The organism is Moraxella caviae, from assembly GCF_002014985.1.
Taxonomy (GTDB): Bacteria; Pseudomonadota; Gammaproteobacteria; order Pseudomonadales; family Moraxellaceae; genus Moraxella; species Moraxella caviae.
Genome location: NZ_MUXU01000010.1, coordinates 23,401 through 48,006, shown reverse-complemented (window position 1 = coordinate 48,006; position 24,606 = coordinate 23,401). Strand labels below are relative to the sequence as shown.

The following is a 24,606-nucleotide window of genomic DNA, read 5'->3' as shown; positions in this document are numbered from 1 at the left end:
CAAATTTTGCTATAATTCGGCAAATTTTGCTATAATTCGGCAAATTTTTGTGCCTGCTGCCAGCTTGATTTGGCTGACTTTCACTCCACAGACAATCCTTTCTTTTGTTGTATATACTGATCTTTTTGGCTCGCTCTAAGACTCATTCTTGGGCTTGGCATGGTTGATTTATGAAAAAAACTCCACGAATTTTGGCTCTAAAAACGCTGGTTGCGGCAATGATGTCGCTGGCGGCTGGCTTTACGCAGCTGGCAGTGGCAGCCATAAACCCGCTTGAAGTGAACGGGCTTATCGGCCATGCTGTGCAGACGCACCCGTTGGTTGGGGCGGCGCGCGCTGATAAAGACGCAGCCGCAGAAGGCGTGACGGCTGCCAAATTGGGGCTGTTGCCAACGCCATCGCTCAGCACGCAGCACGCAGGCAATGACGGCACGATAACAAGCCTTGCCATTCGTCAGCCGCTGTGGACGGGTGGTCGCTTGACTGCCGACATCAACCGCGCGATGTACGATGACAAAGCAGCAGTCGCAGGCATCATGGAGCGTCAAAATGAAGTCGCCAAAAACACCATTGACATTTGGCAAAGCTACATTTACGCCTTGTCATTAAAAGAGCTGTACGCCAAAAATCTTGAGCAGCTGGCGGATTTTGAAGCCATGATGCAAAGACGTGTGGCACAAGGTGCGTCCGCAAAAATTGACTTAGATTTGGTGACCAACCGCATTTTACAAGACCAAAACTCACTACAAGGCGCTATCGAGCAGCAGCGCATTGCCGAAGCACGCCTTGAGCAGTTGGTCGGTCAGCCGATTGGCGTGCCAACGCAGTCTTTGCCGCTGTCGCAAATGGCAAAAGAAGCCAAGTCGCAGTCGGTGAATTTTGGGCAGCTTGCTTTTGGCGATATGAGTGCCAATCACCCAAGCGTCATTCGCCAGCATTTTGAAGTGGAAGCGGCACGCCACGAGGTCAAATCGCAGCGAGCCAGCCGTTATCCATCGGTGTATGCGCAGTACACGAACGAATATCGCCATCGTGGCGGTAAGCATGAAGATGATTTGATGATTGGGCTAAGCTATGACCCGGGCGCAGGTTTTTCTAGCCTTGCATTGGCAAGAGCGTCTGAAGCGCGCGTCCAAAGCCTGATGCAAAGCCAAGAAGCCGCCAGACGCAGCGCCATGGAAGCCATTCAAACGCAATACCAGCAATTTGTCAGCGCACGCGACCAAGAATTGTCCTTGACAGCGGCGGTGGGCGGTGCGCAAATCGTGCTCAATTCTTATCGCCGTCAGTTCATTGCGGGCAAAAAATCATGGCTGGAAGTGCTAAATGCCGTGCGTGAGCAGTCGCAATACGAGCAGCAGCTGCGCCAAGTGCAAGCGCAAATGGTGGCAAGTTTTTATAAATTGCAAGTGGATTTTGGCTTGATGCCTTGGCAACAAAACTACCATGCTGACCCAGCCACGCACGAAGAATTTAGCCCACTGGCGCAGGCGAAAGACTGGACGGCAAACACCATGCAGTCGCTGACCCATCAAAATTCGCCAAGCGCTGACACCAGCAGTATCGCCAGAGATGGCGTGATGTGGGCAGGTGCTGATGACAATGTGGCAAATGTTGATAATGTTAATGGTATTGACAATGTAAATGCCGCAAATGAAATTTCAGATTTGCCAGCCGCCATGCAAAATGCTGTGCAAGACGTTGTTCATGACGTTTCCCAAGACGTTACAGAAGAAACTTTGCCTAATCAAAATGCAGCGGAAAGCATCACTGAAACTGCGCCTGAAATCATTCCTGAAACCGTAGCTCAAGCTGTGTCTGAAACCGCACCGCAGGCAGTTGAGCCGACTGAATCAGCTGAAACTTTGCCAGCTGAACCGACCGAATCCCTGCCAAGTGAGCCAGCCGAAACCACGTTGGCTGACACGTCAAGTGAAAGCATTGCAAGTGAAGACGTTGCAAGCGAAACGATTTTAGACGAAAACATTGCAAGCGAAACTACAACAAACGAAACCGCTACCGAAACACCAGATGTCAGCGAAACACCAGCCGAGCAAGTGTCTGACATTGAAAGCGAAGCCGAGCAAACATTGGTAGAGCAGGCAGAGCAAACCGAACAAATACCGCAAGTTGAAGTAGGGCTTGGCTTGAGTGATTTTCGCAATCCTGCGCAGTACGCTGCCTATTTATCAAGCCTAAGAGCTGCTGAGCAAGCTACGCAAAAAACGCAAGACGCCAAGATTGGCGATGCTACAGAACCAAGCGATTTGCTTGAACAGCCAGTTGAGCAGTCAGCTGAAAATTTGTCATCTGAAAACTTGCCAGAAAATCCACTTGAAAATTCATCAAGTGATGATTTGAGCGGCGATGAAACCGACAATCAGTAAATACCAAACACGCCAAATTTATTAACCAAAACCGCCATGCCACGCGTTTGCGTTTGGCAAAAGGATAAAATCGATGTCCCAACAACCCACCACCACGCCAGCGACCATTTCGGCAGACGCACACGAATTGGCGCACGCCCTTGCCATTTTGCTAAAAGAGCAAGGCTATCCTGTGGATAAAAACCGTTTGCAGAGTGCCAAAGACCGCGCCCAAAAAATAGAAGACGCTTATTCTGGTCTGATGACCATGTTGCAGGTGCTGGGCGTGGACGATTTGCCAGAGCGATTGGCAGCACCAGATGCCGCCTTTATGCCGCTTGTGGCACACCATCGCACGCTTGGGTTTGGGCGCATTGTGCAGCAGCCGCAGCAAAATCAGTGGCTGTTTGTCCAAGAGCAAGGTTCGCACCACTGTGCGGCGGGCGATTTTGACATGGTGGCGCGTGTACGCCTAAATGCCAGCAAGCAAAACGAGCAAAAAACCACGTTTAAAAAGCTGCTGTTTGACAGCATCAAACAGCACAAAAGCGTGATTTTAGAAGCGGTGATTGCATCTTTTCTTATTAGCTTGCTTGCGCTTGCGGTGTCTTTATTTTCCATGCAGGTGTACGACCGTGTGATTCCGACACGCAGCCATTATACGCTCATCATTTTGGCAAGTGGCGTGGCTTTGGTGATTATTTTTGAAGCCTTTATGAAATTTGCCCGTTCAAAAGTGATGGATCGCATGGTGGTGGGCATGGATCAAAGTCTGTCGCGCGCTTTGTTTGAAAGACTGCTGAAATTGCGTGTGGATCAAATGCCAAATTCGGTGGGTTCGCTTGCGGCACAGCTGCGTGGCTATGAGCAAGTGCGCAGTTTTTTCACTGCCAGTACGCTGTTTACGCTGGTGGATTTGCCGATGAGTATTTTGTTCATCGTGCTGATTGCAGTGATTGCGTCGCCTTGGGTGGCGGCAGTGCCGATTTTGGCGGCGGTGATTGGCATCATTCTTGGCGTTACCAATCGTAAAAAAATTGACAAAATCGCTGCCGATGGGGCGCAGGCATCATACCAAAAAACAGGTATTTTGGTAGAAGCGGTTGAAGGCATTGAAACCATCAAAGCAGGTGCGGGCAACTGGAAATTTTTGTCGCGCTGGCTAAACATCACCGACACCACGACCAACAACGACCTAAAAATGCGCCACGCCAACGACAACCTAAACTACAGCGTGCAAATGCTGCAGCAGGTGAGCTATGTGGGCATTGTGATTGTTGGTTCGTTCATTGTGATGAATGGCGATATGACGATTGGTGGCTTGATTGCCAGTACTATTCTTGGCGGTCGTATCTTGGCGCCTGTGATGAATGTGCCAAATATGCTGGTGCAACATTCGCACGCCAAAGCGGCGCGCGCCAACATTGAAAAGCTGTTTGAGCTGGCGCAAGACAATGACGGTGTGAGCTATCCTTTGTCGCCAAGTAAGATTTATGGCAATTATCAAGGCGAAAATCTGGCGTTTAATTATGCCGACAACGAGCGTCCAGCCTTGCAAATTGACAAGCTGAACATCCGTGCTGGCGAGCGTGTGGCGATTTTGGGTTCTATCGGCTCTGGTAAATCCACATTGCTTAAGCTGCTGTCGGGTCTTTATGCGCCAACCAAAGGGCATTTGCTGCTTGATGGTTTGGATGTTGGGCATATCAGCCGTGAAAGTCTGTCTGATCAAGTGGGTTATTTGCAGCAAGATCACCGCCTATTTCAAGGCACGCTGCGTGATAACCTGCTCATCGGCATGCCAACGCCAAACGATGACGTGCTAAACAATGCTTTGCACCGCACGGGCTTGATTCGCTTGGTGTCTGGACATTCTAGCGGTCTGGATTTGCCAATCAGTGAAGGCGGTAAGGGCTTGTCAGGCGGACAAAAACAGCTGGTGGCATTCACACGCTTAGTGCTGACCAAGCCTTCGGTGTGGCTGCTTGATGAGCCGACCGCGTCTATGGATAATATGCAAGAGCAGCAGTGCTTGCAGGTGCTTGCCCAAGAACTGCAAGACCCAAGTAGGACGCTGATTGTCTCTACGCACAAACTTGGCTTGCTTGCGCTGGTGGATCGTATCATCATCATGGCGGACAGCCGTGTGGTAATGGATGGGCCAAAACAAGCGGTGCTGGATCAGCTGCGCAAAAACGAAGAAGCGGCGCAGCAGCGTGCGAAAGTCGTCAGTCAAGAGCAAGCACGCTTAGCTGCTAATGCTAATACCGCTAACGCTCAAGCCAATGCACCACAAAACCCACCGAGCAATCCGCAAAATCCAAATGCGCAAGCTCAGGCGCAAGCACAAGCCATGCACGCACAAAAAGCTGCTCAAGCCCAAGCTCAAGCTCAAGCGCAGGCTCAGTTGCAAGCTCAACAAGCACAAACCACGCAAGCAAAAGCACCTGCGCAGGTCAGCGTGCAAATCAATAAGCAGCAAATCGCACAAGCGCAAGCGACACAAAACCAAGTGCAAAACCAAGCGCAAAGCCAAACCGCACAAGTGCAAGGCGTGAAAGTTCAGCCGGCACAAAATCAACCTGCGCAAGCAAATGCACAAAATAATACACAAAATAACACACCAACCAACCCACAAAACGGCTCGCAAACTGGCGACACTAACGGCTCATAGGCGATATTTGGATTATAGTTATGTCTTATCAATACCAACCCCACCAACCGAACACCAGCCGTGCCAGACGTGTGATTTGGCTGTCGCTGATTACCGTCATCGTGCTTTTGACTTGGGCGTATTTTGCCAAAATTGACCAAGTAACGCGTGCGCAAGCCACCGTCATCGCCAGTGCCAGAACCCAAGACATTCAAGCGTCTGAAGGTGGTGTTTTGACTGAGCTTTTGGTAAAAGAAGGCGATGATGTAACCAAAGGTCAGCTGCTTGCTGTGCTAGAAGAAGAGCGTGCGCAGGCAGCAGTGGATAATTCAGCGACCAAAGCAGCAGCACTACAAGCACGCGTTTCTCGCCTAGAAGCGGAGATTTTAAATAAGCCGCTGACTTTCCCTGCCAGCGTGCAGCGTTATCCTGAATATATGCAAAACCAAACCGAGCTTTACAACCGCCGTCGCCAAGCCATTCAAGAAGACGTGTCATCGCTTGAAAAAATGCTGGCGTTGGCAAAGCAAGAATTGCAAATTCATGAGCCGCTTTTGGCACAAGGCGATGTCAGCCAAGCTGAAGTGATTCGCCTGCGCCGCCAAGTGTCGGACATTGAAGCGCAAATCACCAATAAGCGCAACAAATATTTTGAAGAAGCGCAATCTGAGCTGACCAAAGCCCAAGAAGACCTAGAAGCTGAGCAAGAGCAGCTGCGTGAGCGCACCCAAGTGCTTGGCGAGAAGCGTTTGTTTGCGCCGACCGAAGGTAAGGTGAATAACATTGAAGTAACCACCATTGGCGGCGTGGTGCGTGCAGGCGACATCATCATGCAGCTTTTGCCAACGAGCAGCGATTTGATTGTGGAAGCCAAAGTCAGCCCAGCGGACATCGCTTATGTTAAAGAAGGGCAAGATGCCAGCGTGAAATTGGACGCTTATGATTATTCCATCTTTGGTGCGATGAATGGTGAAGTGGTGTACATTTCGCCAGACACGTTGATGCAAAAAACCGAGCGTGGCGATGAGCCGTACTATCGTGTGCAGATTCGTATCGCAGGCGCGCAATTTGAAGGGCGTGCCGATGACATTGTGATTCGCCCCGGTATGACCGCAAGCGTGGACATCAAGGCGATGGAGCGCAGCGTGCTGTCGTATCTGACGAAGCCAATCACCAAGACCTTATCAGAAGGCTTGGGCGAGCGTTAATTTGCTGGCTTGATTTACTGGGCTAATTTACCAACAATCAAGCACTTATAATGCGTACAAAAACGGAAAATCTTAGGGTTTTCCGTTTTTTTTATGAAAAGTGCAAGGCGAAAGCGGATTGGTAATGTGCTTTAAAAGCGTTTTTATAAAATGATTGGCGGCAAGGTGTTTTGGCGTTATACTATTTTATCGGTCAATTTTAAAATTTAATCAATCAAGGGGCGGCATGGACACACTGCAAAGCATTCGTGCGTTTCATCAGGTGGTGGAGCAAAAAAGTTTCACCAAAGCGGCAGACCATCTGGCGATGTCGGTGCCGATGGTGAGCAAGCACGTCGCCAATTTGGAGCGAATGCTTGGCGCAAAATTACTGCACCGCAACAGCCGAAGTATTCATCTGACCGAAGTGGGCGAGCAGTATTATCGGCAGTCTTTGCACGCCTTGGACGTGCTGGGTGCGGCGGCGCAGCAGGCGGCAGGTGCGCAGGCAAGACCTACAGGCGAGCTGAAAATCGCCATGCCGCTGTGGTTTGCTAGTACTAAGGTAGCAACGTGGCTGGCAGAATTTCGCACGCGTTATCCAGAAGTGTCGCTGAATTTATCGCTGTCTAATTATAAGGTGGATTTGGTGGCGGGCGGTTTTGATTTGGCGCTCAGATTGTCCAATAACCCAAATCCGTCCATGATTATCCGTCCGCTTGGCGTGGTGGAATTTTATTTGGTGGCAGCGCCCAGCTATTTGCGCAAGCACGGCATACCAAAATCGCCTGAAGAAATCGCTCAGCACGAAATGGTGCAACCAAGCCATATTAACGCCGAACCCATGCAGCTGCGTCATTTGGCGACAGGGGCGGTGCATGACATCGCTGTAAAAAGCACGGTGCAAAGCGATGATACGCTGATGATTGCCAAGCTGGTGCAGGCAGGCGTGGGGCTGGCGTGCTTGCCAAGTTGGGCGATTGAAGCGGATTTGGCGGCAGGGCGGCTGATGCGGCTGCTGCCTGAATATCATGTGCTGTCGGTGGATTTGTACGCCGCTTATGTGGATCGCGCGTTTTTAAGTGCCAAAGTGCGTGCGTTCATTGATTTTATGGTGGAAAAATGCGCTGATTAAAATTTCATCATATTTTGCCGATTTTTCAAACGTTGCCATTATTTAAACGCCTTGCTATTGTTGCGAAACGTTAATCAGTGTTTTAAACACACGTTTCAATCCGCCATCAGCGCAAATGCACCGCTGTACCATAAGCGATGACTTCCACTGCGCTGCCTGATGGGTCGTGCGCACCGATGTTACTCACTTCAAGGCGCACGCCTGTCACATAGTGAAATCCAGCCGCTGCCGCTTGGCGTTTTAGGCGCACAATGGCTTCTCTGCGTGCTCGCTCCAGCAGACTTTCATAGACGGTGAGATTTTTGCCAAATAGGCTTAAAATCGTGGCTGCCACCATCTTAAAGCGGTCTTGCGCCACCACCACATTACCCACCACCAAAAGGCTTTCGCTGGCGTAATTTTGCACGGCAAAGCGCTCGCTTGTCAGTATGACGTGCGCCAGACTTTGTTCGTGCAAGTTCAATTCTTGCAAGTGTTTGCGCTCACTGCGTCTGCCAAAAATCCAGCCAATAATCAGCAGCAACAGCGCAATCACCAACCCCAAATTATTCAGCAGCAAAGCACTCATCTCAGACATTGTCTTCACCAAATGGGTTGAAGCGTCTTGGTTGTTCGGCTGTAGTTTGCGTGTTTGAAGGTTGTGCGTTCAGGGTTTGCGCTGCGCCAGATTGTGCTGGCTGACCGTGCGCAAAAGCAGGCGTGTGCAGCGGTGCGATTTTCACCGCCGTGCCATAGACGAATAATTCGGCAGCACCAGCGGCAATGCTGGACGTAGAAAAACGCACGCCCACCACGGCATCCGCGCCCAGTGCCTGCGCCTTGGCAATCATGCGATTGATGGCTTCGGTGCGTGCTTCTTCTAATAATTCGGTATAGGCGGTCAGCTCGCCGCCCACGATGTTTTTAAGTCCAGCCAGTAAGTCCTTGCCAACGTGCTTGCTGCGTACGGTGCTGCCATACACGACATCAAGGCGCTCGGTGATGGTGTGGTTGGGTAGGTGTTCTAAATTTGAAAGTTTCATAAATTTTCCTGTGAAAGCGTGAAATAATGCGAATTATCAATGCCTTAAATTGTAACGAAAATTGAAGCACTTGTAAAATTTTGTTGGGTTTGTGATATGATAATTAGATAAATTTGGCAACTGACAAACCAAAGCAAATTAAAACTCATCATTCATTGACGTTGTGTTGATTGGTGTCGCTTGGTGTTGTTTGTCGGTTTGTGCCATTTGTTTGATATTTTATGATTAAGGTGAATCATGCAAAACGAAATTCCGCCACCGCTGCCCAATACATCCATCACGCCGCCATCTGGTGAGCTGATGGTGCTTGATGTGCCAAATAAGCTGCCAATGGGAGAAAGTATGTCGTGGATTCAGGCATCTTGGCAGATTTTTAAGGCGCAGCCATTACATTACATTGGATTGGTTTTACATTGCTTTTGTTTGTGCTGTCGTTGGCTGCGTTAGTACCACCTGCATTGTTGGCGGAGCAGCAGCCAGCGTATCAGGTGCTGCAATTCATTGCCACTTTGGTGCTTGGCTTATTTTTCATGTTTTTGATGGCAGGGGTGCTAAATGCTGCCAAGCGCGCGGATTTGACACAAAACATGAAGTTCAGCGATTTTTTCACTGGATTTCATCGTGATGCAAAACCAGTAGTAAAGCTGTCTGTTGTGCTGGCTGTCGTGTATGTGGTGTTCGTTATTTTTCTTGTTGTGGCGATGTCATTGTTGGCAGGGTCAGCTTATTTGGTGGGTCAAATGTTTGGTCTGCAAGAGTTTGGAGTCGGCTTGGCGCTGCTTGTCGTGGCTGCTTATTTGCTGCTAATGGCGGTGTCTTGGGTGCTTACCAGCGCGATGACTGTGGCAATGGCATTGGTGATTTTTCATCGTTATAAGTCGTTTGCTGCCATCAAACTTGCGCTGCGTGGCTGCTTTAAAAACATGGCGGCGATTTTGATTTATAACATCGTGATGACATTTTTGATGTATTTATCCATGATACCGCTTGGCTTGGGGCTTTTGGTAACTGTGCCGATGATGCTTATTGCGCAGTATGTTATTTATAAACAAATTTTTACCAAAACTGTGGCAGTCTAACCGCCCAAACCCAATATCAAAAAAGCCAATAAGCAAAAAGCAAGTCCATCACAGACTTGCTTTTTGATTTTATCAAGTGATTAAGCAATCAATCATTGGTGTGGAACAGCAAAAACAGCTCGGTGATGTTGTCTTCTAGGGCGTTTGCCATCTGCGCCAGCATTTCTTCATCACGCACTTCGTCCAAATCAGGGTCAATGCCAGACAGTACCACCATCGGCAAAGTCAGCTCCGCCACGTCATCTTCCACGCTTTCATCGTCAAACCAGTCCACGTTTTCGTCCGAATACATGGCATCAACAAAGCCAATCGCCCACGCCGCCAAGTCGCCATCTTCGCTAAAATCTTCGGCTTCTTCGCTGGCATCAAATGGCAATTCAATTGGCTGCTCGGCTTTTAGGGTGTCGTACAGCTCTTCGCGCCACGCATGAAGTGCGTCTTTAACCGCGCTTGACACGCTTGCGTCTTCACCTTCAAAAAATGCCGAAATCCAGTTTGGTAGCGGCTTGCCCACGACTGTGGCGGTCAAAAAGCCGTGCGCAGCGATGGGGTCAAGTCCTTGGGTGTTTGCGTCTGATGACAGATAATCAAACAGTTCGTCTTTGGTCAATTTAGACATAATCATCTCTTTTGGTGGTTGAAAATTGGGCTAAAATCACGTTTAGCTTTGCTCACTTTAACACAATTTTGCCAAAAAACAAGGCTTATACCAAGATTTGATATAAGCCGTGCAACTGCGTGCGCATGATGAAATCGGGTGATTTTATTGAGTGGCTTTAATGATTAAAAATCATCGTCAAAATCGTCATCGTCAAGATCAAACTCTGAAAAATCGTCTTCTTCCAATGCGCGCTCAAGTTTTTTTAGGCGCTGTGCTTCAAGCAATGCGTCAATTTTCAAGCGTTTTTCAAGCGGCTTGGCTTTGCCTTCGTCAGCAAGTTGGGCGTCGGCATCTTCTTCAAAGTCATCATCATAATCATCGTCAATGTCGCTCATGATTGCTCCTTTTAGTGATGGTCTGGGCAAGATTTGCGCCGCAATACCGTGGGGTGAAACTTAAGGATTAAATTTATTGTCTTGGTTATGCCTTATAGCGGTTATTTGATGATTTGTCAAGTATTTTGTGATTGGCTGGTGAAATTTATCGCTAAATTCTTACCACCAAAACCTTGTCAATGCCAATTGCCAACCAAAACTTAATCAGCAAGCAGCACCGAATCACGCACCGAACGCAAGCGGTCAGCGGTGGCTTTGGTAACCGATTGCAGCTGGCGGCTTTCACGCTCTTCTACCGAGCTTGGGCTGGTCAAGCGTGCAAGCCCCACATACACTTCCACTTCACGCAAGGCGTGTTCGTTCATCAAAATCAGCGGCACTTCACGGCGTTTTTGCGCCAATCTGCGCACCGCTTGGGCGGACGTGGTGTCGCTGGCGGTGGTGCGTACTTGCAGGGCAAAACGGCGCAGTTCACGATGTTTGTCGTACACCACTTGATTTAAAAGCAAGGTCAGCTTGGATAAAAATACCGCAGCGGTGGCGACTTTGGCGGGGTGTTCGCCATACAAAACCACGCTTGCGCCCACGTCATTAAAGGTGGTGGGGCTTTGGGCGTGTACGCCTGCCAATAGTGGCAACTGCAAAAGTTCGTGCGTGGCTTTTTCTAGCAGTTGGTCGCACAGCGCAAAATACGCCAATTTATTTTCACGTCCAACTGCCGCCAAAAGACGATTTGGGTCGTCAAACAGCACTTGCATGGTAAAAGAAGTCGTACCGTTTGGCGCAGAATTTTCGTCAGTGCTGGCTGTGTTTTGCGCATCGCTTGAGTTAGGATTTGCCAAATGCTCAGTGTCATCGCCATCGGTGCCGCTGCTGGCGTGCGCTTTGTCGGCTTTTTCGGCGTGGGATTTATCAGCATAAGATTTTTGGCTGTCTGCTGCCAATGCCGCAGGGCTAAGCAAGCCTTTTTCAAGCAGGCGCGCACGCACATTTTTGGCGATTTGCTCTTTAAGTTCTTTGCTTGGGCGTGCCACATAGCCGTACACCAAGAAAATCAAAACGTGCAGACCCAGCACCGCCAGCAAAAATTCCCAATGGTCAGAGATGATTTGCGCGCGGCTGATGGGTTTGGTTTTTACCATCACGCCGCCCAGCACTTTCTCGCCAGACACCACAGGCTCTTTGGCAGACATACCCGAGCCGCTTTCATCGCCCACAGGCACCAGCAGCTGATTTTTGGCGTCATACACGCCAGCGAAGGCGATTTGCGAATCGTCCGCATAGCGCTTGGCGATGACGCTCATGCTCACGCGGTCGTTTGCCGTCAGTGGCACGGTCAGCTCGCCTGCCAAAAGACTTGCCGACAGCTCAGCAGCGGCGTGGTGTTGCTTGCCGATTTCTCGCTCTTCACTCAGCACGAAAAATAAAGTATGCAAGCATAAACTCAGCAAGACGATGGCGGCAAACAGCCCTTGCCGTGGCGCTAAATAGGTCATGATCGTTGTGATGGTTGGTGGCGGTTTGATTTTGTTTGGTTTGTTGCGAAAAATCAAAGTGCCGAACGGTTAAAAAAGTCGTAAAAATTTCGTGGTTTTTTATTTTTAAGTCAAATCTTGACCCTAGCTTAGCGGTGGTTTTGCTGCGATTTTATTGCAAATGGCATTGCCGATTTTGGCGCTGAAATTCCACCGAAAAACCAAGTCTTGCTTGACAAAAAGAAAATCCGTATAAAATACACCAAAACACCGAAAATTTAAAGCGAAAAATGTAAGAAAATCTTGATTTTGCGATGATTTTTCGTAAATTTATGCAAGTTTGTCAAAAGATGGCTAAAAATGCGCCAAATTGCATAGAAAATCGCACATAAAATCGTGCGCAAAACCATATAAAAAACCATGCGAAAACTGTGTTTAAAATTGCATTTCGCAGGTAGAAAACTTGACGTAAAACGGTGTGTTAATGGGGCGTGATTTGACGATAAATTGGCGATAGCAGAGCGCGAAAGTGGCTAAAATTTGCACAAAGTTTTGCCAAAAACCACAAAAAACGCTTGAGAAAATGTGCGTGTGTCGGTAAACTGGCAGGCAAACTTAAAATTACAAGCGAGAATATCATGACCATTTATGCACTGCCAAATCAGTCTCAAGCATGGCGCACAGCGTTTCATCAGGCGTTGCCCGTATTGCCTGATGGCGTGGGCGAAAGCGATGCCAAGGTGCTGGCGACTTTGCCGATTTTTGCCATCGTGGTGGTGAGTAAGGCTGAAGCCAATCACGCCAAGATTGACGCATTGATGAATGATTGGGTGCAGGCGCAGGCGAATTGGCAGCTGATTTTTGTGGCAGATGACGAAGCGGCAAAGGCGGCGGCGCACCACATCACGCCTAAGGTTTTGCTAAGCGATGTGAGCATTCATCGCTATTTGCTTGCGCCAAAAGTGCGCACTGAAATGTCTAGCGCCAAGCGTGAAGCGGCGGCGCACATCATTGATGAGCAGCTGAGCGCGCATTTGCGTGAATTTGATACGGATGTGCATATTTTGTCGTTACCACAAATGCTGAACACGCATAAATTGGCGTGCTTTGACATGGATTCTACGCTGATTGAGCAAGAAGTCATCGTAGAGCTTGCCAAGTTTTGTGGCATTGAAGATAAGGTGAGCGAAATCACCGAAGAAGCCATGCGTGGCGAGATTGATTTTAATACGAGCTTTGCCAGACGTGTGGCGCTGCTTGAAGGGGTGAGTGCGGATGTGGTGGACGAAATCATCGCCAAGCACATCAGTTTTCAGCCCGGGGCGCACGCACTGATGCAGTCGCTTAAAGCGCTGGGTTATTATACGATTTTGGTGTCGGGCGGTTTTGTGCCGTTTGCCAAGTACGTTGCTGAGACGCTGGGCATGGACGAATACCACGCCAATCCGCTGTTGATTGATGATGGCAGGCTGACAGGGCAGATTGACGATGACATCGTAGATGGTGCCAAAAAAGCGCAAATCGCCAAAAAAGTGGCGGATAAATTAGGCATTGGTATGGAGCAAGTGGTGTGCGTGGGCGATGGTGCGAACGATTTGCCGATGATGGCGGCAGCGGACGTGGGCATTGCTTATCACGCCAAGCCAATCGTACAAGCCAAGGCGGACGCAGCGATTAACGTTACAGGACTTGAAGGCGTGCTGTATGCGCTGGGTCATCGTTTTGATAAGATTTGAGCGTGTTTTTAAGCGTTTTTAATGAAGACTGAATTTACTGCGGTTGAATTTGCCACAGCGAAATTTGGTTGCGCTGATTTTTGGCGCGCAAGATTTGATGGGCATAAATTGTAATTCGCACAATTTGTGCGGATTTGGTACAATATGCGCCAAAGATTTGGCAAAATCAGCCAGAATGTGCCAAATTTGGTGTTTTTCGGTGCTTGATTTGTTTGAATTGAATTCATCAAAACCGCCAAAACTTACCCATTGATAGCAACAAATATCATACCAAATTCTAAAAAGAGTAAAATTATGTTCACCTTACCCATCATTGATGTAAAAACCGATGCGCTTGATGCTTTGCTTGCATCGCTTGGGTTTCGCTTGCAGCAGCTTGCCAAAAATCGCAGCAATGACGTTTTTAATGGCTTGATTGAAAATAAAGACGTAACATTGCAATTCACCAGCCCAAGCATGGCACGCTTTTATCGCTTTGAACAAGGGCGTTTTCATCAAGGTTTGGGCGTGGCTGAATCGGCAGGTTTGACGGTGCATTTTAACGATTCTATGGCAGGTGCGCGCCTTTTGACCAAAGGCGATGTGGCGGCCTTGATGAGTGCGATTCAAGCAGGCGAAGTCAGCGTTACGGGCGATTATAAATTGGTGCTGTGGTTTGCAGGCATTGCTAAGCACGCCACCAAAATTCCTGAAGAATATCAAGCCTATATCAATCAAGCCAAGCCATACATCGCCCAAGCCAAGCCTTATGCTGAGCAGGTTTTGGGTGTGATTAAGCGCAAACTTGGTAAGTGATTTGCCAGCTTACGGCATTTGCTATTTTTAAGAAAATTGATTAGAATAACGGAACATTTGTTTACTGATTGGCTATGGCATGGCGGTTTTTGGTGGCTATTGCTAAAAATATTTGGCAAGCGTCAAACCGCCAAAAATCTATAAAAATCAGTGAACAATCAAATACATAAGGGATTTTTATGCTTAACACTTCCACCACGTCAAGCGCACATTTTAGCAAAGACGACATCGCACGGCTGTTTGATTTGCCGCTCATGGATTTGCTGATGCAAGCCCAGAGCGTTCATCGCCAGCATTTTAATGCCAATGAAGTGCAAATCAGTACGCTATTATCCATCAAAACTGGCAACTGCCCTGAAGATTGTGGCTACTGCTCGCAGTCGGGTCATCATCGGGATAAAGTGGGGCTAGACGCCGAAAAACGCCTTGAAATTCAAAAAGTTATCCAAGCTGCCAAACGTGCCAAAGCGTCAGGTTCATCACGTTTTTGTATGGGGGCGGCGTGGAAGCACCCATCGGCAAAAGATATGCCGTATTTGGTGGAGCTGATTGGCGAAGTTAAAGCATTAGGGCTTGAAACTTGCATGACTTTGGGAATGCTAAAGCCTGAGCAAGCACAGGCTTTGGCGGATGCAGGGCTTGATTATTATAATCATAACCTTGACACATCGCGCAATTATTACAGCCAAGTAACGACCACACGCTCGTACGATGATCGCTTGCAGACGCTTGATTATGTGCGCAAGGCGGGCATTAACGTCTGCTCTGGCTCTATCGTGGGCATGGGCGAAAGCCGTGAAGATCGCATTGATTGGGTGTATGAGCTGACGCAAATGCCTGTGCCGCCGCAGTCCATTCCTGTCAATTTGCTCGTGCCGATTAAGGGTACGCCGCTTGGCGATAAGGTTTTGGCTGAAGGCAAGCTGTCTGTGATTGAATGGATACGCACCATCGCTGTTACACGCATTTGCTGCCCAACCAGCTATGTGCGGCTGTCGGCAGGGCGTGAAAGTCTGAGCGATGGCGAGCAGGCGCTTGCTTTTATGGCAGGGGCGAACTCTTTCTTTTATGGCGATAAACTTTTGACCACGGGCAATCAATCGCAAGCCAATGACGATCGCCTGATGGCGGAGCTTGGCTTGGTGGCGGAAAAACCTGCGCCAAAACTGCGCATTGTGGACGCCATGACTGGCAAAGCGCAAAACGATGATTTGCCTGAAGGATGTCCGCTGTCGGCTTAAGTTGTCGGCTTGATGATTGAGCGCAAGACAAACTTTTATTTTAAATAAATAACCGCCATTTTTGTTGATGAAATGGCGGTTTATTTGTTTAAAAAACTCGAATGTTACTGTGATAGGGTTTCATTTTTTGATCGGCGGTCAGCAGAAGTAGATTGTGAGTGAGACTTTGAGAAATTAAAATTCTATCAAATGGGTCTTTGTGATCTGTAAATACGGGCAAATCTAACAAATTTATGATGGGTTTTTCGTCAATGTCCAGCCATGCAAAACCTGTATCTTCGGTGAATTTAATCAAATCTGCAAGATTGACATCAATTTTCCCAAGGGATTTTTTGATGGCGATTTCCCAAAGCGTAGCTCTACTGACAAAAACTTCGCTGGCTTGATTTTGCACCAAATTGATCAACTCTTTGGAAAGTTTGGGGCTGTTCATTTGCCACCAAAGCAAAATATGGGTATCTAGCAGCACTTTCATAATTATTCAGTCAAGCATTCAAACAAATCATCAATAGGTTCATCAAAATCGTCGTGCAATACGATTTGATTTTGCATCATGCCAAGCGGATAAGTTGTTGGCATGGTTTGGGTGCTTGTCTGTGGTGTACGCTCATTTTGTGAAATTTTTTGTTTTAAAAAGTTCAATACAGATTGCTCCGCCAAAGTTTGTAAGTTTTTTTCGTCAAAAACCCCTAATGTTTTGGCATTGGCAACTATGTCATCTGGCAGGCGTAAAATCAAAGCAGTCACTTGTATCGCGCTCCCTTAAAAGGTATTGTATTTTTATTCTACCGATTTTGGGTTTTTAAGGCAATTAAAAAATCAGTGCCATACCTACCCAAACAACGCCTTCGCCACACGAAAAGTCTGGCAATGCGCTTCTACCACGCTGTCAATATTGCGAGAATAGCCGCCGCCCATCACCACCGCCACAGGCACGCCATGCGCTTTGGCGGTGCTTAGCACAAATTCATCGCGCGCTTTTGCGCCAGCTGGACTGATGGCAAGTTTGCCCAATTCATCGCTTGCCAAAATATCCACCGCCGCCTGATAAAACATAAAATCAGGACGAAAACGCTCCATGATGGCAGGCAAATGCGTGTGCAGCTGCGCCAAATAGGCTTCATCGTCCGTGCCATCGGCAAGTTCCACGTCCAAATCTGATGGCGGCTTGATGAAAGGATAATTTTTTGCGCCGTGCATACTAAAGATAAATACGTTTGGGTTATTTGCCATGATGGCGGCGTTGCCATTGCCTTGATGCACGTCCAAATCCACGCTTAAAATGCGGCTGGCTTCATTGCGTGTCAGCATCAAATTGCTCGCCACGCACACGTCATTAAAAATACAAAACCCTTCGCCATGATCGGCAAAGGCGTGGTGCGTACCGCCTGACGTGCTAAGACTTACGCCATGCGCCTTGGCGTACAGCGCACATTCATAAGTGGCGTGTGCGATGTAGCGTTCACGCTCCACCAAAGCCTGCGACATCTCAAAGCCGATTTTGCGTGCTTCGGTGCGGCTAAGCGTCTGGGTTTTGAGCTTAAGCCAGTATTCTTGAGTGTGCGTGCTTAGGATTTCTTGCTCGCTTAATTTGGCAGGGTGAAACAGATTTTCTGTGTCAATCACACCTTCGGCAAGCAATTTTTCAGGAATCAGATTGTACTTTGCCATTGGAAAACGGTGATTTTCTGGCACAGGGTGGCAAAATAGCGGTGAATGGGCAATTTTTAGCATGGTTTGGCTGGCAAATGAACGGTGATTTAGAAATGACGGTTGATAATTTTTGGTGAATTTTGTGATAAGTTTTGCAGCTTAAAACGCTGATTTTATCAATAATAATTTCTTGGCGATTTTTTAATAACTTCTCAACAACTCATCACTGCGCGCGCTCGGTGGGCGTAAAATAATCGCTGGACGGCTCGTCATCGACTTCATCGGGCAAATATTGGCGCACATCACTGCTGATGTCGTCATCGCCAAGCACGTCATCGTACAGCTTTTGCGCAAGCTCGGTCAGTCCTGCCAAGCCTTGCAAATAAGTGAACAGCGAGCGTTCATTGATGGTGGTAAATTCGGCATCAAAGCTCAATTTAGCGCGCACTTCGCCATCGTTTGGGTCAAGCTCAATCGAGCCAAAGCCAATATTTAAATTCGCCTTGGCAATCTGCACCAGCATGGGCGCAAAATGGCTCTGCGGCACGGTGTCAGGCAGCACGCCAAACAGCGAAACCAGCTGGTTATACTCATTGATGCGAAACACGCACGTCCAGTCAATCGCATCGTCCGAAAAGCGCATAATCAGGTGATGAACGCTTGCAAGTGCTTGATTTTGCGAACGATTTGGCTTGCGGTGTTCGTATTTAAATTGCTGCTCATCAAGCCACAGGCTAATCAGCGTGGTGATGGGGTGTAAGTGGGGCGTGTCGGTGGTTTTTAGGGTGTGCTGTGCGTCCAAAAAATTGCGAAAATTATCCCACAGTGCATCGTCAAGTTGCTCATCGTTTTCGTCATAATCGGCGGCGTTGCTTTTTTGAGTGTGCGCTGGGTTTTTGCTTTGTGTGCTTTTGCTGCTTGCTTGAAACAGGCGTTTGAATTTGTCTAATAAACTCATGGTGTCAATTTATTGTTTTGTTTTTGTATTAGTGGGGCTTAGCATAGCAAATTTAAGCGATTTTTGGGAAATTTTTTGCAAATTTTGGTATGATGGTGCTTATTTGGGGTGTTTGGCTGTTTATCATGTCGCAAAATTCGGATTTAAATTTCAACTCTCTTTATGCTAATGCCAATCAAGCAAACGCAGCCACCAATAAGTCTGCGCCAATTTTCACCATGCGTGATGTGGCGGTGCAGCGTGGCGATTTTGTGCTGTGCCAAGGCGTGAATTTGGCATTGCACGCAGGTGATGTGTGTCATTTGATTGGCGAAAATGGGCTTGGCAAGACGACGCTTTTATCGCAGATTGCTGGGCTTTTGCCTGTGCTGTCTGGCGAGATGACGTGGCACGCCAATGCAGATGGCGTGCGCCAATGTGTGTATGTGTCGCACCAGCTGGGCATCAGTGCGCAGCTGACTGTGGCGCAAAATTTGCGGTTTTTGCTGGCTTTATATGGCGTGGATACCGATGATGATGTGCTGGCGTTTGCGCTGTCGCAAGTGGGACTTGATGGGCTTGAAGATGTGTCCAGTGCGCAGCTGTCGGCGGGGCAGACCAGACGTGTGGGCTTGGCAAGATTATTTGTGCTGACACCAAAGCACGCACCGTTTTGGCTGCTGGACGAGCCTTTGACGGCGCTGGATGTGGCGATGGTGGCACGCATAGAAGCACGCATTCGTGAATTTGCTGCCAGTGGCGGTGCGGTGCTGATGACCAGCCATCAGCCGACCCATGCCAGTAATGCTACGCTGGATTTGGCGGAGTTTGCCCTATGATGAAAAAAGCCTTTACCACCATGATGGTACGAGAATGGCAAATCAAACGCCAAGGCGCGGTGCAGTGGCTGTTTCCGCTGGTGCTGTTTTTGCTGATTATCACGCTGTTTCCGCTGGCGGTGGGCAGTGAGCCTGCGCTGCTTTTGCGATTGGCGAGTTCTGCGGTGTGGATTGCGGCACTGATTGCACTGGTGATTGGTGTAGATGATTTGTTCCGTGGCGAGATGGAAAATGGCGTGCTGGCGCAGCTTGTGGTGTCTGATGCGCCTTTGCCTGTGTGGGTGCTGGCGCGGTTGATTGTGCATTGGCTTTTTAGTGCTGGCTGTGTGGCGGTGCTAAGTTTGCTTGCGGTGCCGCTGTTTGGTATGGCGATGGACGAAGCCTTGATATTGGCATTGTCTATCGTGGTGGGGTCGCCTATGATGCTTGCGCTGTCGGCGATTGCCAGCAGTCTGACGCTGACTTTAAAAAACGGTGCGGTGCTTGTGCCGCTGATTGCGCTGCCGATGCAGCTGCCTGTGCTGATTTTTGCGACTGGGGCGGTGGATTTGTACGCCACGGGGCTAAACGGCTTGCCAACGCTTGCGCTTTTGGGTGCGGCAAGTATTTTGGCGGTGATTGTAACACCTTGGGTGGTGGCAAGCGTGCTAAAAATGTCGTGGTCTGGGTGATTTGATGTTTTTTAAAGTGATGAATAACAAGCCTCAAACTTATGATTAGGTTTGGGGTTTTGGTTGTGGGTTGGGTTATTGACAGCGCAACCCAGTACTCCACTGTTCAAAAAACCGTTCGTGGTAAGCCTGTCGAATCATGAGCGGTTTTTTTTGGGTTTTAATTTCTATCATGCTCACCTTTTAACAAGCTCAGGGCGAACGGGAAAATATGACAATATTTAGGGTGGATTTTAAACCATGTTGGGTTTTTGTTTCACTTAACCCAACTTACAAATCACCCCAATCCAACCTTTTTGTCAAATCCGAAAACACTCAAAAATCGGCATATTTTCACGAATTTGCTTTTGCGCTTTGGTATCAAAATCCGCCATCACCATCTCAAATCCCATTTGTGAACATTCAGTACGCTCAGTGCTTGCCACAATCTCACCTGTGGCATTGACAATCATCGCATGACCCCAAGTTTGGCGAGTGCGGCTGCCAATGTGGTGCGTACCGCCTTGCGTGCTGCCAATCACCATGCACTGACTGTCCAGCGCACGCGCTTGCAGCAGCATTTGCCAGTGCGCCTGACCTGTGCGGTGCGTGAACGCTGCTGGCACGCTGATGATGTCCGCGCCCATTTGTCGCAGTCTTTGGGCAAGCGTGGCAAATCGCACATCAAAACAAATCATCAAGCCTAAGCGCACCACTTGTCCATCAATGTGCAGCGGCGCAACCACAAGCGTATCGCCTGCTTCAAAAGTCTTGCTCTCATCATAATTACCCGTACTGTCATTCACCGTGGCACGAAACAGATGAATCTTATCATAGCGTGCGATTTGCTCGCCTGTGTCATCAAAGACAAGGCTTGTCTGGCGGCTGCGCTCATTTGGCACTGGCGTACCGTCAGGGCGTGTGGGGCAAGGCAGCGTACCTGCCATCAAATGCACTTTGGCGGATTTTGCCATCTTGCCAAGACGCTGCGCCACTTCATCAAAGCGTGCAGCAAGCTCGCTTTGACGTCCCATCAAGCAGGCGTTTTCTGGCAAGACGACCAAGCGTGCGCCTTCATTGGCGGCGTGATTGATGGCTTTTTCAATGATGGTAAGATTTTGCTCAATGTCGGTTTGGCTGTTTAGCTGAATGCTGGCAATACGAATGCTCATGGGATTTTATGATTAAAATGAATGGTAAATTTATAAAATGGGCGGAATTTTCACCAACTCTAGCACAGATGGGTGGCAAACTCAAATGATGCACTGATAAATTTTGTCAATTTTACCGAGAATTTATCAGTCTAAAAAACAAATTTTTGAATTATAATAGTTATTTTTAAAAAAGCGAGTAAATTTACAAAAAGTTACAATTATATGCCTTGTCAGTGGTGAAATTTTATGGCAAAGTAAACGCACTCATCAAAAAAGATGGGTATAGCCAAATTGCAGACAAGGAGAGAAGCAATGAATATTTTCATCAACGGTCATCATCTTGCCATCACTGAGCGCACCAAGGCAGAAGTGCATGAGAAACTTGCCAAATGCTTGCGCCATTTTGACCAAATCCAAAGTATTCATGTGATTTTATCCAAAGACGGCACGCAGATGGACGGTAAAAACTCTTATCAAGCCGAAGCGATTTTGCGTGTGTCTGGGCAAGAAATGTTTGTCAAGGCGAGTGCTGATGAGCTGTATCCAGCGATTGGCGAGATGGCGGATATGCTGACACGCCAAGTGCGCAAACACAAGACACGCCTAGAGCGCCAAGGGGTGAAAAACCGTGGGCGTTATGATGATTTTGCTGGGCTGGTCATGGCTTGATGGCGGTTTGATAGTTATTTGAAGCTGCGTCAAGTGTAATTAAAAAAGTTGCTAAAAGCTAAAAAATCACTGTAAATCTTAATTTGATACGAACAAAAACAACTGTCAGTAGTTTGGCGGTTGTTTTTTATTGGGTGTGAAAATGGCTGGTTTGGGTGGCAACGCCATTTTATTTGGTTTTCAAGCCAATCCTAAATTTTACATCTTAGTTTTCAAACCTAACTTCCAAACCTAGCCCAAATCAAAAAACATTCAGCGGCAGTTTTAGATAGCGCACGCCATTATCTTGGGCGGCAGGCAACTGTCCTGCGTTGATGTTCACTTGCACAGCAGGCAGCATCAGGCGTGGCATGGGTAGGCTTTGGTCGCGCGTGGTGCGCATGGCGATGAATTCGTCTTTACTGATGCCGTCTTTGACGTGGATATTATGGCGGCGCGTCTCACCAACGGTGGTATAGGCTTGGTGGCTGCGCTGCGATGCGGCTGGCGGGTAGTCGTGGCACAGATACAGCCGTGTGTCGTCTGGGTATTGCAAAAGTTTGCCGATGGCATCGTACAAATCGTGCGCACTGCCATTGGGAAAATCACAGCGAGCCGTTCCCACGTCTGGCGCAAATAAGGTATCACCCACAAAAATAATCGGGCTTTGGGTGTCTATGCTTGCCACATAAGCCATGTCTGCAGGCGTGTGTCCTGCCACGCTGATGGCGGTGAGCTGAATGTCGCCAACAAAAAACTGCGTGCCATCTTCGGTGAGTAGGTCAAACTGGCTGGCGTCCGTGCGAAATTCTGCACCCAAGTGGTAAATTTCACCGAAAGTTTTTTGCACTTGGCGAATGGCAGTGCCGATGACGGTCTGTCCGCCCAGTTTTTCTTGTAAGTACACAGCGGCGGATAGGTGGTCGGCATGGGCGTGCGTTTCTATCAAATGCGTAACGCTCAGTCCGTGCTCTTCTACAAAAGCGATGAGTTTGTCGGCTTGGGCGGTGCTGGTGCGTGCGCTTGCCACATCAAAATCCAGCACAGGATCAATGATGGCGCATTTTTTGTGGCGAGTGTCCACCAAAATGTGGCTGAAGGTCTCGCTGGCAGGGTCTAAAAATGAATGAACTTGCATGATGGCTGGCTTGGTTGTGGGTTTGAAGACAGGCGGTTTGATTAGCCGCCACCGACTGCTTGCACCACTTCAATTTTCATGCCGTCTGTGATGGTGGTATCGGCAAGTTTGCTTTTTGGCGCAAGTGCGCCATCAATTTCCACCGCAAAACGCCCTTGGGTGAGTGATAAACTTTCAAGTAGGGCAAGTACGTTGATTTCGCGGGTTTGCTTGAGTTGTCCGTTGATGGTGATGGTTTTCATGGTTGGTTTGGCGATTGGTTTTATTTGCTAAGCAGTTTAAAATAATAACACGGTCGGTTTAGGCTTGGCGCACACGCACAAAGCACAGCGTCAGCCAGCCGACAATCATCGTCATGCCGCCAATGGGCGTGATTGCGCCTAAAAATTTGGGTGCGCCCAGCGCAAGGGCGTATAGCGAGCCGCTAAAAATCAGCACGCCAAGCTGTAAAAGACAAGCCGTCAAAGTGATGCGCAGTCTGCCAAGCACACAAGCCACGCCAAGCGCAAGTAAGCCCAAGGCGTGTACAAATAAATACAACGTGGCAGTTTGCCAAATGCCAAGCGCATATTCGCTGGCGAAAGATTTTAGTCCGTGCGCCCCAAAAGCACCGAGCGCCACCGCCGCTGCAAGATTGATGGCGGCAATTTTTAGCCAAAGAGTGTCAGGCGTGCTGGCTGGGTTTGGGTTTGGCGTGCTGATGGTTTGCTGATTCATAAGTATTTTTGAAATTTTATTAAAAACGCATGAAAAATCAGTGAGTTGTAATGATTTTGCTAAGCTGATTTAATTATTTAAAATCATGCTGTCAATCGTCATGGCTTCTTTGATTTTATCCATGGCGTTTTTTTCAATCTGGCGCACACGCTCAGCTGAGATGTTGTACACCGCTGCCAAATCATGCAGCGTGGATTTTTGGTCGGCAAGCCAGCGCTGCGTGATGATGTCGCGCGAGCGTTCGTCCAGCTCACTCATCGCTTCTTTAAGTGCGCTGGTGGTGTTTTCTTCCCAGTCGGCTTCTTCCACCACATCGGCAGGGTCAATGGCGTCTTCTAAAAACAGCTGCGGTGCGTAGCGGCCTTCGTCTTCGTCCGAGTCTTGCATTTCAAAAGACGCATCATAGCTGGTCAAGCGTGCTTCCATTTCCAGCACTTGCTTGACGGTAACGTTTAGGTCTTTGGCGATGGATTCGGCTTCTTCTAAGGTGAGCTGATTGCTGGATTTTTTTAGGCTGCGCAAGTTAAAAAACAGCTTGCGGTGCGCCTTGGTGGTGGCGACTTTCACAATGCGCCAGTTTTTAATCACGAATTCGTGAATTTCCGCCTTAATCCAATGCACGGCAAAGGACACCAAACGCACGCCTTTGGTGGGGTCAAAGCGTTTGACGGCTTTCATCAAGCCAAGATTGCCTTCTTGGATTAGGTCAGCTTGGGAGAGTCCATAACCAGAATAGCTGCGTGCGATGTGAATCACAAAGCGCAAATGGCTCATCACCAAAAGGCGCGCGGCTTCCACGTCGCCATCGTGATAATAACGCTCGGCAAGGGTTTTTTCTTCTTCTGGGGTGAGAATTGGGATTTGGTGAACGGTGTTGATGTACGCGCCTAAGTTCACCCCCGGTGCGGCAAGGTTGGTTGGCATGGCAGGCACCAAATCTTTGGTCGCCACGTCATAATGCTTGCCTGTGCTGCCGTCAATGATGGCAGGCGTGCGTGCAGGTGTGTCCGATTTGCGCTCGTTTGTGTCAAATTCTTCAAAATCGTCTGCGTATTCGTCAGCAAACTCGTCATCTAGGGCTTCTTGATCGTCCACTTCATGAAAGCCGTCCAGTTCGTCTACGTCTGCGTATTGGGCAAATTCATCGTCAAATTCATGAGCAAACTCATCAAGCTCATCAGCAAA

26 protein-coding genes are annotated in these 24,606 nt (G+C 48.5%); 12 read left to right on the top strand and 14 right to left on the bottom strand.

Features of this window, described 5'->3' with window-relative positions:
- Nucleotides 1-170 precede the first annotated feature (170 nt).
- The 4 genes from B0181_RS01395 to B0181_RS01380 all read left to right on the top strand — a co-directional run bounded on the left by B0181_RS01395 (nucleotide 171) and on the right by B0181_RS01380 (nucleotide 7,341).
- A complete protein-coding gene (locus tag B0181_RS01395; RefSeq protein WP_078275710.1) occupies nucleotides 171-2,387 on the top strand; it encodes a TolC family protein in 2,217 nt (738 codons plus the stop codon).
- A 73-nt stretch (nucleotides 2,388-2,460) separates the two neighbouring features.
- Nucleotides 2,461-5,040 carry a type I secretion system permease/ATPase gene (locus B0181_RS01390; protein ID WP_078275709.1) on the top strand — a complete coding sequence of 860 codons (2,580 nt, stop codon included), beginning with the start codon at nucleotides 2,461-2,463 and terminating at the stop codon, nucleotides 5,038-5,040.
- 20 nt (nucleotides 5,041-5,060) lie between these two features.
- Nucleotides 5,061-6,227: a beta-barrel domain-containing protein gene (locus tag B0181_RS01385; protein WP_078275708.1), complete on the top strand. Its 1,167-nt coding sequence runs from the start codon at nucleotides 5,061-5,063 to the stop codon at nucleotides 6,225-6,227.
- 226 nt (nucleotides 6,228-6,453) lie between these two features.
- Nucleotides 6,454-7,341 (top strand): LysR family transcriptional regulator, encoded by an 888-nt coding sequence (locus tag B0181_RS01380; protein WP_078275707.1) that lies wholly within the window; start codon nucleotides 6,454-6,456, stop codon nucleotides 7,339-7,341.
- A 106-nt stretch (nucleotides 7,342-7,447) separates the two neighbouring features.
- Here B0181_RS01380 and B0181_RS01375 read toward each other — a convergent pair whose 3' ends face one another.
- On the bottom strand, nucleotides 7,448-7,918 hold the full coding sequence (locus tag B0181_RS01375; RefSeq protein ID WP_078275706.1) for a YbjQ family protein: 471 nt from the start codon (nucleotides 7,916-7,918) through the stop codon (nucleotides 7,448-7,450).
- Complete coding sequence (locus B0181_RS01370) at nucleotides 7,911-8,363, bottom strand: YbjQ family protein (protein WP_078275705.1); 453 nt, start codon at nucleotides 8,361-8,363, stop codon at nucleotides 7,911-7,913. Before B0181_RS01370 ends, B0181_RS01375 begins: the two co-directional genes overlap by 8 nt.
- Nucleotides 8,364-8,600: 237 nt before the next feature.
- Between B0181_RS01370 and B0181_RS01365 the strand changes: the two genes are divergently transcribed.
- Nucleotides 8,601-8,810, top strand: coding sequence for a hypothetical protein (locus B0181_RS01365; RefSeq protein ID WP_078275704.1), 210 nt, complete (start codon nucleotides 8,601-8,603; stop codon nucleotides 8,808-8,810).
- Entirely contained in the window at nucleotides 8,798-9,442 is a 645-nt protein-coding gene (locus B0181_RS01360; RefSeq protein WP_143821560.1) for a hypothetical protein, read from the top strand. Before B0181_RS01365 ends, B0181_RS01360 begins: the two co-directional genes overlap by 13 nt.
- A gap of 88 nt (nucleotides 9,443-9,530) precedes the next feature.
- Here B0181_RS01360 and B0181_RS01355 read toward each other — a convergent pair whose 3' ends face one another.
- The 3 genes from B0181_RS01355 to B0181_RS01345 all read right to left on the bottom strand — a co-directional run bounded on the left by B0181_RS01355 (nucleotide 9,531) and on the right by B0181_RS01345 (nucleotide 11,934).
- Nucleotides 9,531-10,052: a YecA/YgfB family protein gene (locus B0181_RS01355; protein WP_078275733.1), complete on the bottom strand. Its 522-nt coding sequence runs from the start codon at nucleotides 10,050-10,052 to the stop codon at nucleotides 9,531-9,533.
- Between the two features lie 173 nt (nucleotides 10,053-10,225).
- Complete coding sequence (locus B0181_RS01350) at nucleotides 10,226-10,438, bottom strand: PA3496 family putative envelope integrity protein (RefSeq protein WP_078275702.1); 213 nt, start codon at nucleotides 10,436-10,438, stop codon at nucleotides 10,226-10,228.
- A 200-nt stretch (nucleotides 10,439-10,638) separates the two neighbouring features.
- Nucleotides 10,639-11,934, bottom strand: a complete 1,296-nt coding sequence (locus tag B0181_RS01345; protein WP_133141490.1) for a hypothetical protein — start codon at nucleotides 11,932-11,934, stop codon at nucleotides 10,639-10,641.
- A gap of 614 nt (nucleotides 11,935-12,548) precedes the next feature.
- Between B0181_RS01345 and serB the strand changes: the two genes are divergently transcribed.
- From serB to bioB, 3 genes are all read left to right on the top strand, one after another.
- Nucleotides 12,549-13,649 (top strand): phosphoserine phosphatase SerB, encoded by a 1,101-nt coding sequence (serB, locus tag B0181_RS01340; protein ID WP_115338224.1) that lies wholly within the window; start codon nucleotides 12,549-12,551, stop codon nucleotides 13,647-13,649.
- A gap of 294 nt (nucleotides 13,650-13,943) precedes the next feature.
- The gene (locus B0181_RS01330) at nucleotides 13,944-14,444 is read left to right on the top strand and encodes a hypothetical protein (RefSeq protein ID WP_078275698.1); all 501 of its coding nucleotides are present in this window, start codon (nucleotides 13,944-13,946) and stop codon (nucleotides 14,442-14,444) included.
- 179 nt (nucleotides 14,445-14,623) lie between these two features.
- A complete protein-coding gene (bioB, locus tag B0181_RS01325) occupies nucleotides 14,624-15,685 on the top strand; it encodes a biotin synthase BioB (protein ID WP_078275697.1) in 1,062 nt (353 codons plus the stop codon).
- A gap of 88 nt (nucleotides 15,686-15,773) precedes the next feature.
- On the opposite strand, the gene B0181_RS01320 is transcribed toward bioB, so the two are convergent.
- The 4 genes from B0181_RS01320 to B0181_RS01305 form a co-directional block, all read right to left on the bottom strand.
- Complete coding sequence (locus B0181_RS01320) at nucleotides 15,774-16,160, bottom strand: type II toxin-antitoxin system VapC family toxin (RefSeq protein WP_078275696.1); 387 nt, start codon at nucleotides 16,158-16,160, stop codon at nucleotides 15,774-15,776.
- A gap of 2 nt (nucleotides 16,161-16,162) precedes the next feature.
- Nucleotides 16,163-16,432 carry a hypothetical protein gene (locus B0181_RS01315; protein WP_078275695.1) on the bottom strand — a complete coding sequence of 90 codons (270 nt, stop codon included), beginning with the start codon at nucleotides 16,430-16,432 and terminating at the stop codon, nucleotides 16,163-16,165.
- Nucleotides 16,433-16,516: 84 nt separating this feature from the next.
- Entirely contained in the window at nucleotides 16,517-17,419 is a 903-nt protein-coding gene (locus B0181_RS01310; protein WP_078275694.1) for a histone deacetylase family protein, read from the bottom strand.
- A gap of 142 nt (nucleotides 17,420-17,561) precedes the next feature.
- Complete coding sequence (locus B0181_RS01305; protein WP_078275693.1) at nucleotides 17,562-18,296, bottom strand: hypothetical protein; 735 nt, start codon at nucleotides 18,294-18,296, stop codon at nucleotides 17,562-17,564.
- A gap of 89 nt (nucleotides 18,297-18,385) precedes the next feature.
- On the opposite strand from B0181_RS01305, the gene ccmA reads away from it, so the two are divergent.
- Together ccmA and B0181_RS01295 are read left to right on the top strand one after the other, a co-directional pair.
- A complete protein-coding gene (gene ccmA, locus B0181_RS01300) occupies nucleotides 18,386-19,114 on the top strand; it encodes a heme ABC exporter ATP-binding protein CcmA (RefSeq protein ID WP_242620132.1) in 729 nt (242 codons plus the stop codon).
- Nucleotides 19,111-19,785: a heme exporter protein CcmB gene (locus B0181_RS01295; protein WP_078275692.1), complete on the top strand. Its 675-nt coding sequence runs from the start codon at nucleotides 19,111-19,113 to the stop codon at nucleotides 19,783-19,785. Before ccmA ends, B0181_RS01295 begins: the two co-directional genes overlap by 4 nt.
- A 299-nt stretch (nucleotides 19,786-20,084) precedes the next feature.
- On the opposite strand, the gene B0181_RS01290 is transcribed toward B0181_RS01295, so the two are convergent.
- Entirely contained in the window at nucleotides 20,085-20,936 is an 852-nt protein-coding gene (locus tag B0181_RS01290; RefSeq protein WP_078275691.1) for a carbon-nitrogen hydrolase family protein, read from the bottom strand.
- A gap of 294 nt (nucleotides 20,937-21,230) precedes the next feature.
- Here B0181_RS01290 and hpf point away from each other — a divergent pair, with 294 nt between their 5' ends.
- Complete coding sequence (gene hpf / locus B0181_RS01285) at nucleotides 21,231-21,587, top strand: ribosome hibernation-promoting factor, HPF/YfiA family (RefSeq protein WP_078275690.1); 357 nt, start codon at nucleotides 21,231-21,233, stop codon at nucleotides 21,585-21,587.
- A 241-nt stretch (nucleotides 21,588-21,828) separates the two neighbouring features.
- On the opposite strand, the gene B0181_RS01280 is transcribed toward hpf, so the two are convergent.
- The 4 genes from B0181_RS01280 to rpoH all read right to left on the bottom strand — a co-directional run bounded on the left by B0181_RS01280 (nucleotide 21,829) and on the right by rpoH (nucleotide 24,345).
- Nucleotides 21,829-22,704 (bottom strand): MBL fold metallo-hydrolase, encoded by an 876-nt coding sequence (locus B0181_RS01280; protein ID WP_078275689.1) that lies wholly within the window; start codon nucleotides 22,702-22,704, stop codon nucleotides 21,829-21,831.
- 41 nt (nucleotides 22,705-22,745) lie between these two features.
- On the bottom strand, nucleotides 22,746-22,946 hold the full coding sequence (gene thiS, locus B0181_RS01275; RefSeq protein WP_078275688.1) for a sulfur carrier protein ThiS: 201 nt from the start codon (nucleotides 22,944-22,946) through the stop codon (nucleotides 22,746-22,748).
- 58 nt (nucleotides 22,947-23,004) lie between these two features.
- The gene (locus B0181_RS01270; protein WP_078275687.1) at nucleotides 23,005-23,421 is read right to left on the bottom strand and encodes a DUF423 domain-containing protein; all 417 of its coding nucleotides are present in this window, start codon (nucleotides 23,419-23,421) and stop codon (nucleotides 23,005-23,007) included.
- 69 nt (nucleotides 23,422-23,490) lie between these two features.
- Complete coding sequence (gene rpoH, locus B0181_RS01265) at nucleotides 23,491-24,345, bottom strand: RNA polymerase sigma factor RpoH (protein ID WP_207384361.1); 855 nt, start codon at nucleotides 24,343-24,345, stop codon at nucleotides 23,491-23,493.
- Nucleotides 24,346-24,606 lie beyond the last annotated feature (261 nt).

What these genes read in the sequence shown, in the direction of transcription:
- B0181_RS01395 (WP_078275710.1), top strand. Translation starts at nt 171, where the DNA reads ATGAAAAAAACTCCACGAATTTTGGCTCTAAAAACGCTGGTTGCGGCA.
- B0181_RS01390 (WP_078275709.1), top strand. Translation starts at nt 2,461, where the DNA reads ATGTCCCAACAACCCACCACCACGCCAGCGACCATTTCGGCAGACGCA.
- B0181_RS01385 (WP_078275708.1), top strand. Translation starts at nt 5,061, where the DNA reads ATGTCTTATCAATACCAACCCCACCAACCGAACACCAGCCGTGCCAGA.
- B0181_RS01380 (WP_078275707.1), top strand. Translation starts at nt 6,454, where the DNA reads ATGGACACACTGCAAAGCATTCGTGCGTTTCATCAGGTGGTGGAGCAA.
- B0181_RS01375 (WP_078275706.1), bottom strand. Translation starts at nt 7,918, where the DNA reads ATGTCTGAGATGAGTGCTTTGCTGCTGAATAATTTGGGGTTGGTGATT.
- B0181_RS01370 (WP_078275705.1), bottom strand. Translation starts at nt 8,363, where the DNA reads ATGAAACTTTCAAATTTAGAACACCTACCCAACCACACCATCACCGAG.
- B0181_RS01365 (WP_078275704.1), top strand. Translation starts at nt 8,601, where the DNA reads ATGCAAAACGAAATTCCGCCACCGCTGCCCAATACATCCATCACGCCG.
- B0181_RS01350 (WP_078275702.1), bottom strand. Translation starts at nt 10,438, where the DNA reads ATGAGCGACATTGACGATGATTATGATGATGACTTTGAAGAAGATGCC.
- B0181_RS01345 (WP_133141490.1), bottom strand. Translation starts at nt 11,934, where the DNA reads ATGACCTATTTAGCGCCACGGCAAGGGCTGTTTGCCGCCATCGTCTTG.
- B0181_RS01330 (WP_078275698.1), top strand. Translation starts at nt 13,944, where the DNA reads ATGTTCACCTTACCCATCATTGATGTAAAAACCGATGCGCTTGATGCT.
- bioB (WP_078275697.1), top strand. Translation starts at nt 14,624, where the DNA reads ATGCTTAACACTTCCACCACGTCAAGCGCACATTTTAGCAAAGACGAC.
- B0181_RS01320 (WP_078275696.1), bottom strand. Translation starts at nt 16,160, where the DNA reads ATGAAAGTGCTGCTAGATACCCATATTTTGCTTTGGTGGCAAATGAAC.
- B0181_RS01310 (WP_078275694.1), bottom strand. Translation starts at nt 17,419, where the DNA reads ATGCTAAAAATTGCCCATTCACCGCTATTTTGCCACCCTGTGCCAGAA.
- B0181_RS01305 (WP_078275693.1), bottom strand. Translation starts at nt 18,296, where the DNA reads ATGAGTTTATTAGACAAATTCAAACGCCTGTTTCAAGCAAGCAGCAAA.
- ccmA (WP_242620132.1), top strand. Translation starts at nt 18,386, where the DNA reads ATGATGGTGCTTATTTGGGGTGTTTGGCTGTTTATCATGTCGCAAAAT.
- B0181_RS01295 (WP_078275692.1), top strand. Translation starts at nt 19,111, where the DNA reads ATGATGAAAAAAGCCTTTACCACCATGATGGTACGAGAATGGCAAATC.
- B0181_RS01290 (WP_078275691.1), bottom strand. Translation starts at nt 20,936, where the DNA reads ATGAGCATTCGTATTGCCAGCATTCAGCTAAACAGCCAAACCGACATT.
- hpf (WP_078275690.1), top strand. Translation starts at nt 21,231, where the DNA reads ATGAATATTTTCATCAACGGTCATCATCTTGCCATCACTGAGCGCACC.
- B0181_RS01280 (WP_078275689.1), bottom strand. Translation starts at nt 22,704, where the DNA reads ATGCAAGTTCATTCATTTTTAGACCCTGCCAGCGAGACCTTCAGCCAC.
- thiS (WP_078275688.1), bottom strand. Translation starts at nt 22,946, where the DNA reads ATGAAAACCATCACCATCAACGGACAACTCAAGCAAACCCGCGAAATC.
- B0181_RS01270 (WP_078275687.1), bottom strand. Translation starts at nt 23,421, where the DNA reads ATGAATCAGCAAACCATCAGCACGCCAAACCCAAACCCAGCCAGCACG.
- rpoH (WP_207384361.1), bottom strand. Translation starts at nt 24,345, where the DNA reads ATGCCAACCAACCTTGCCGCACCGGGGGTGAACTTAGGCGCGTACATC.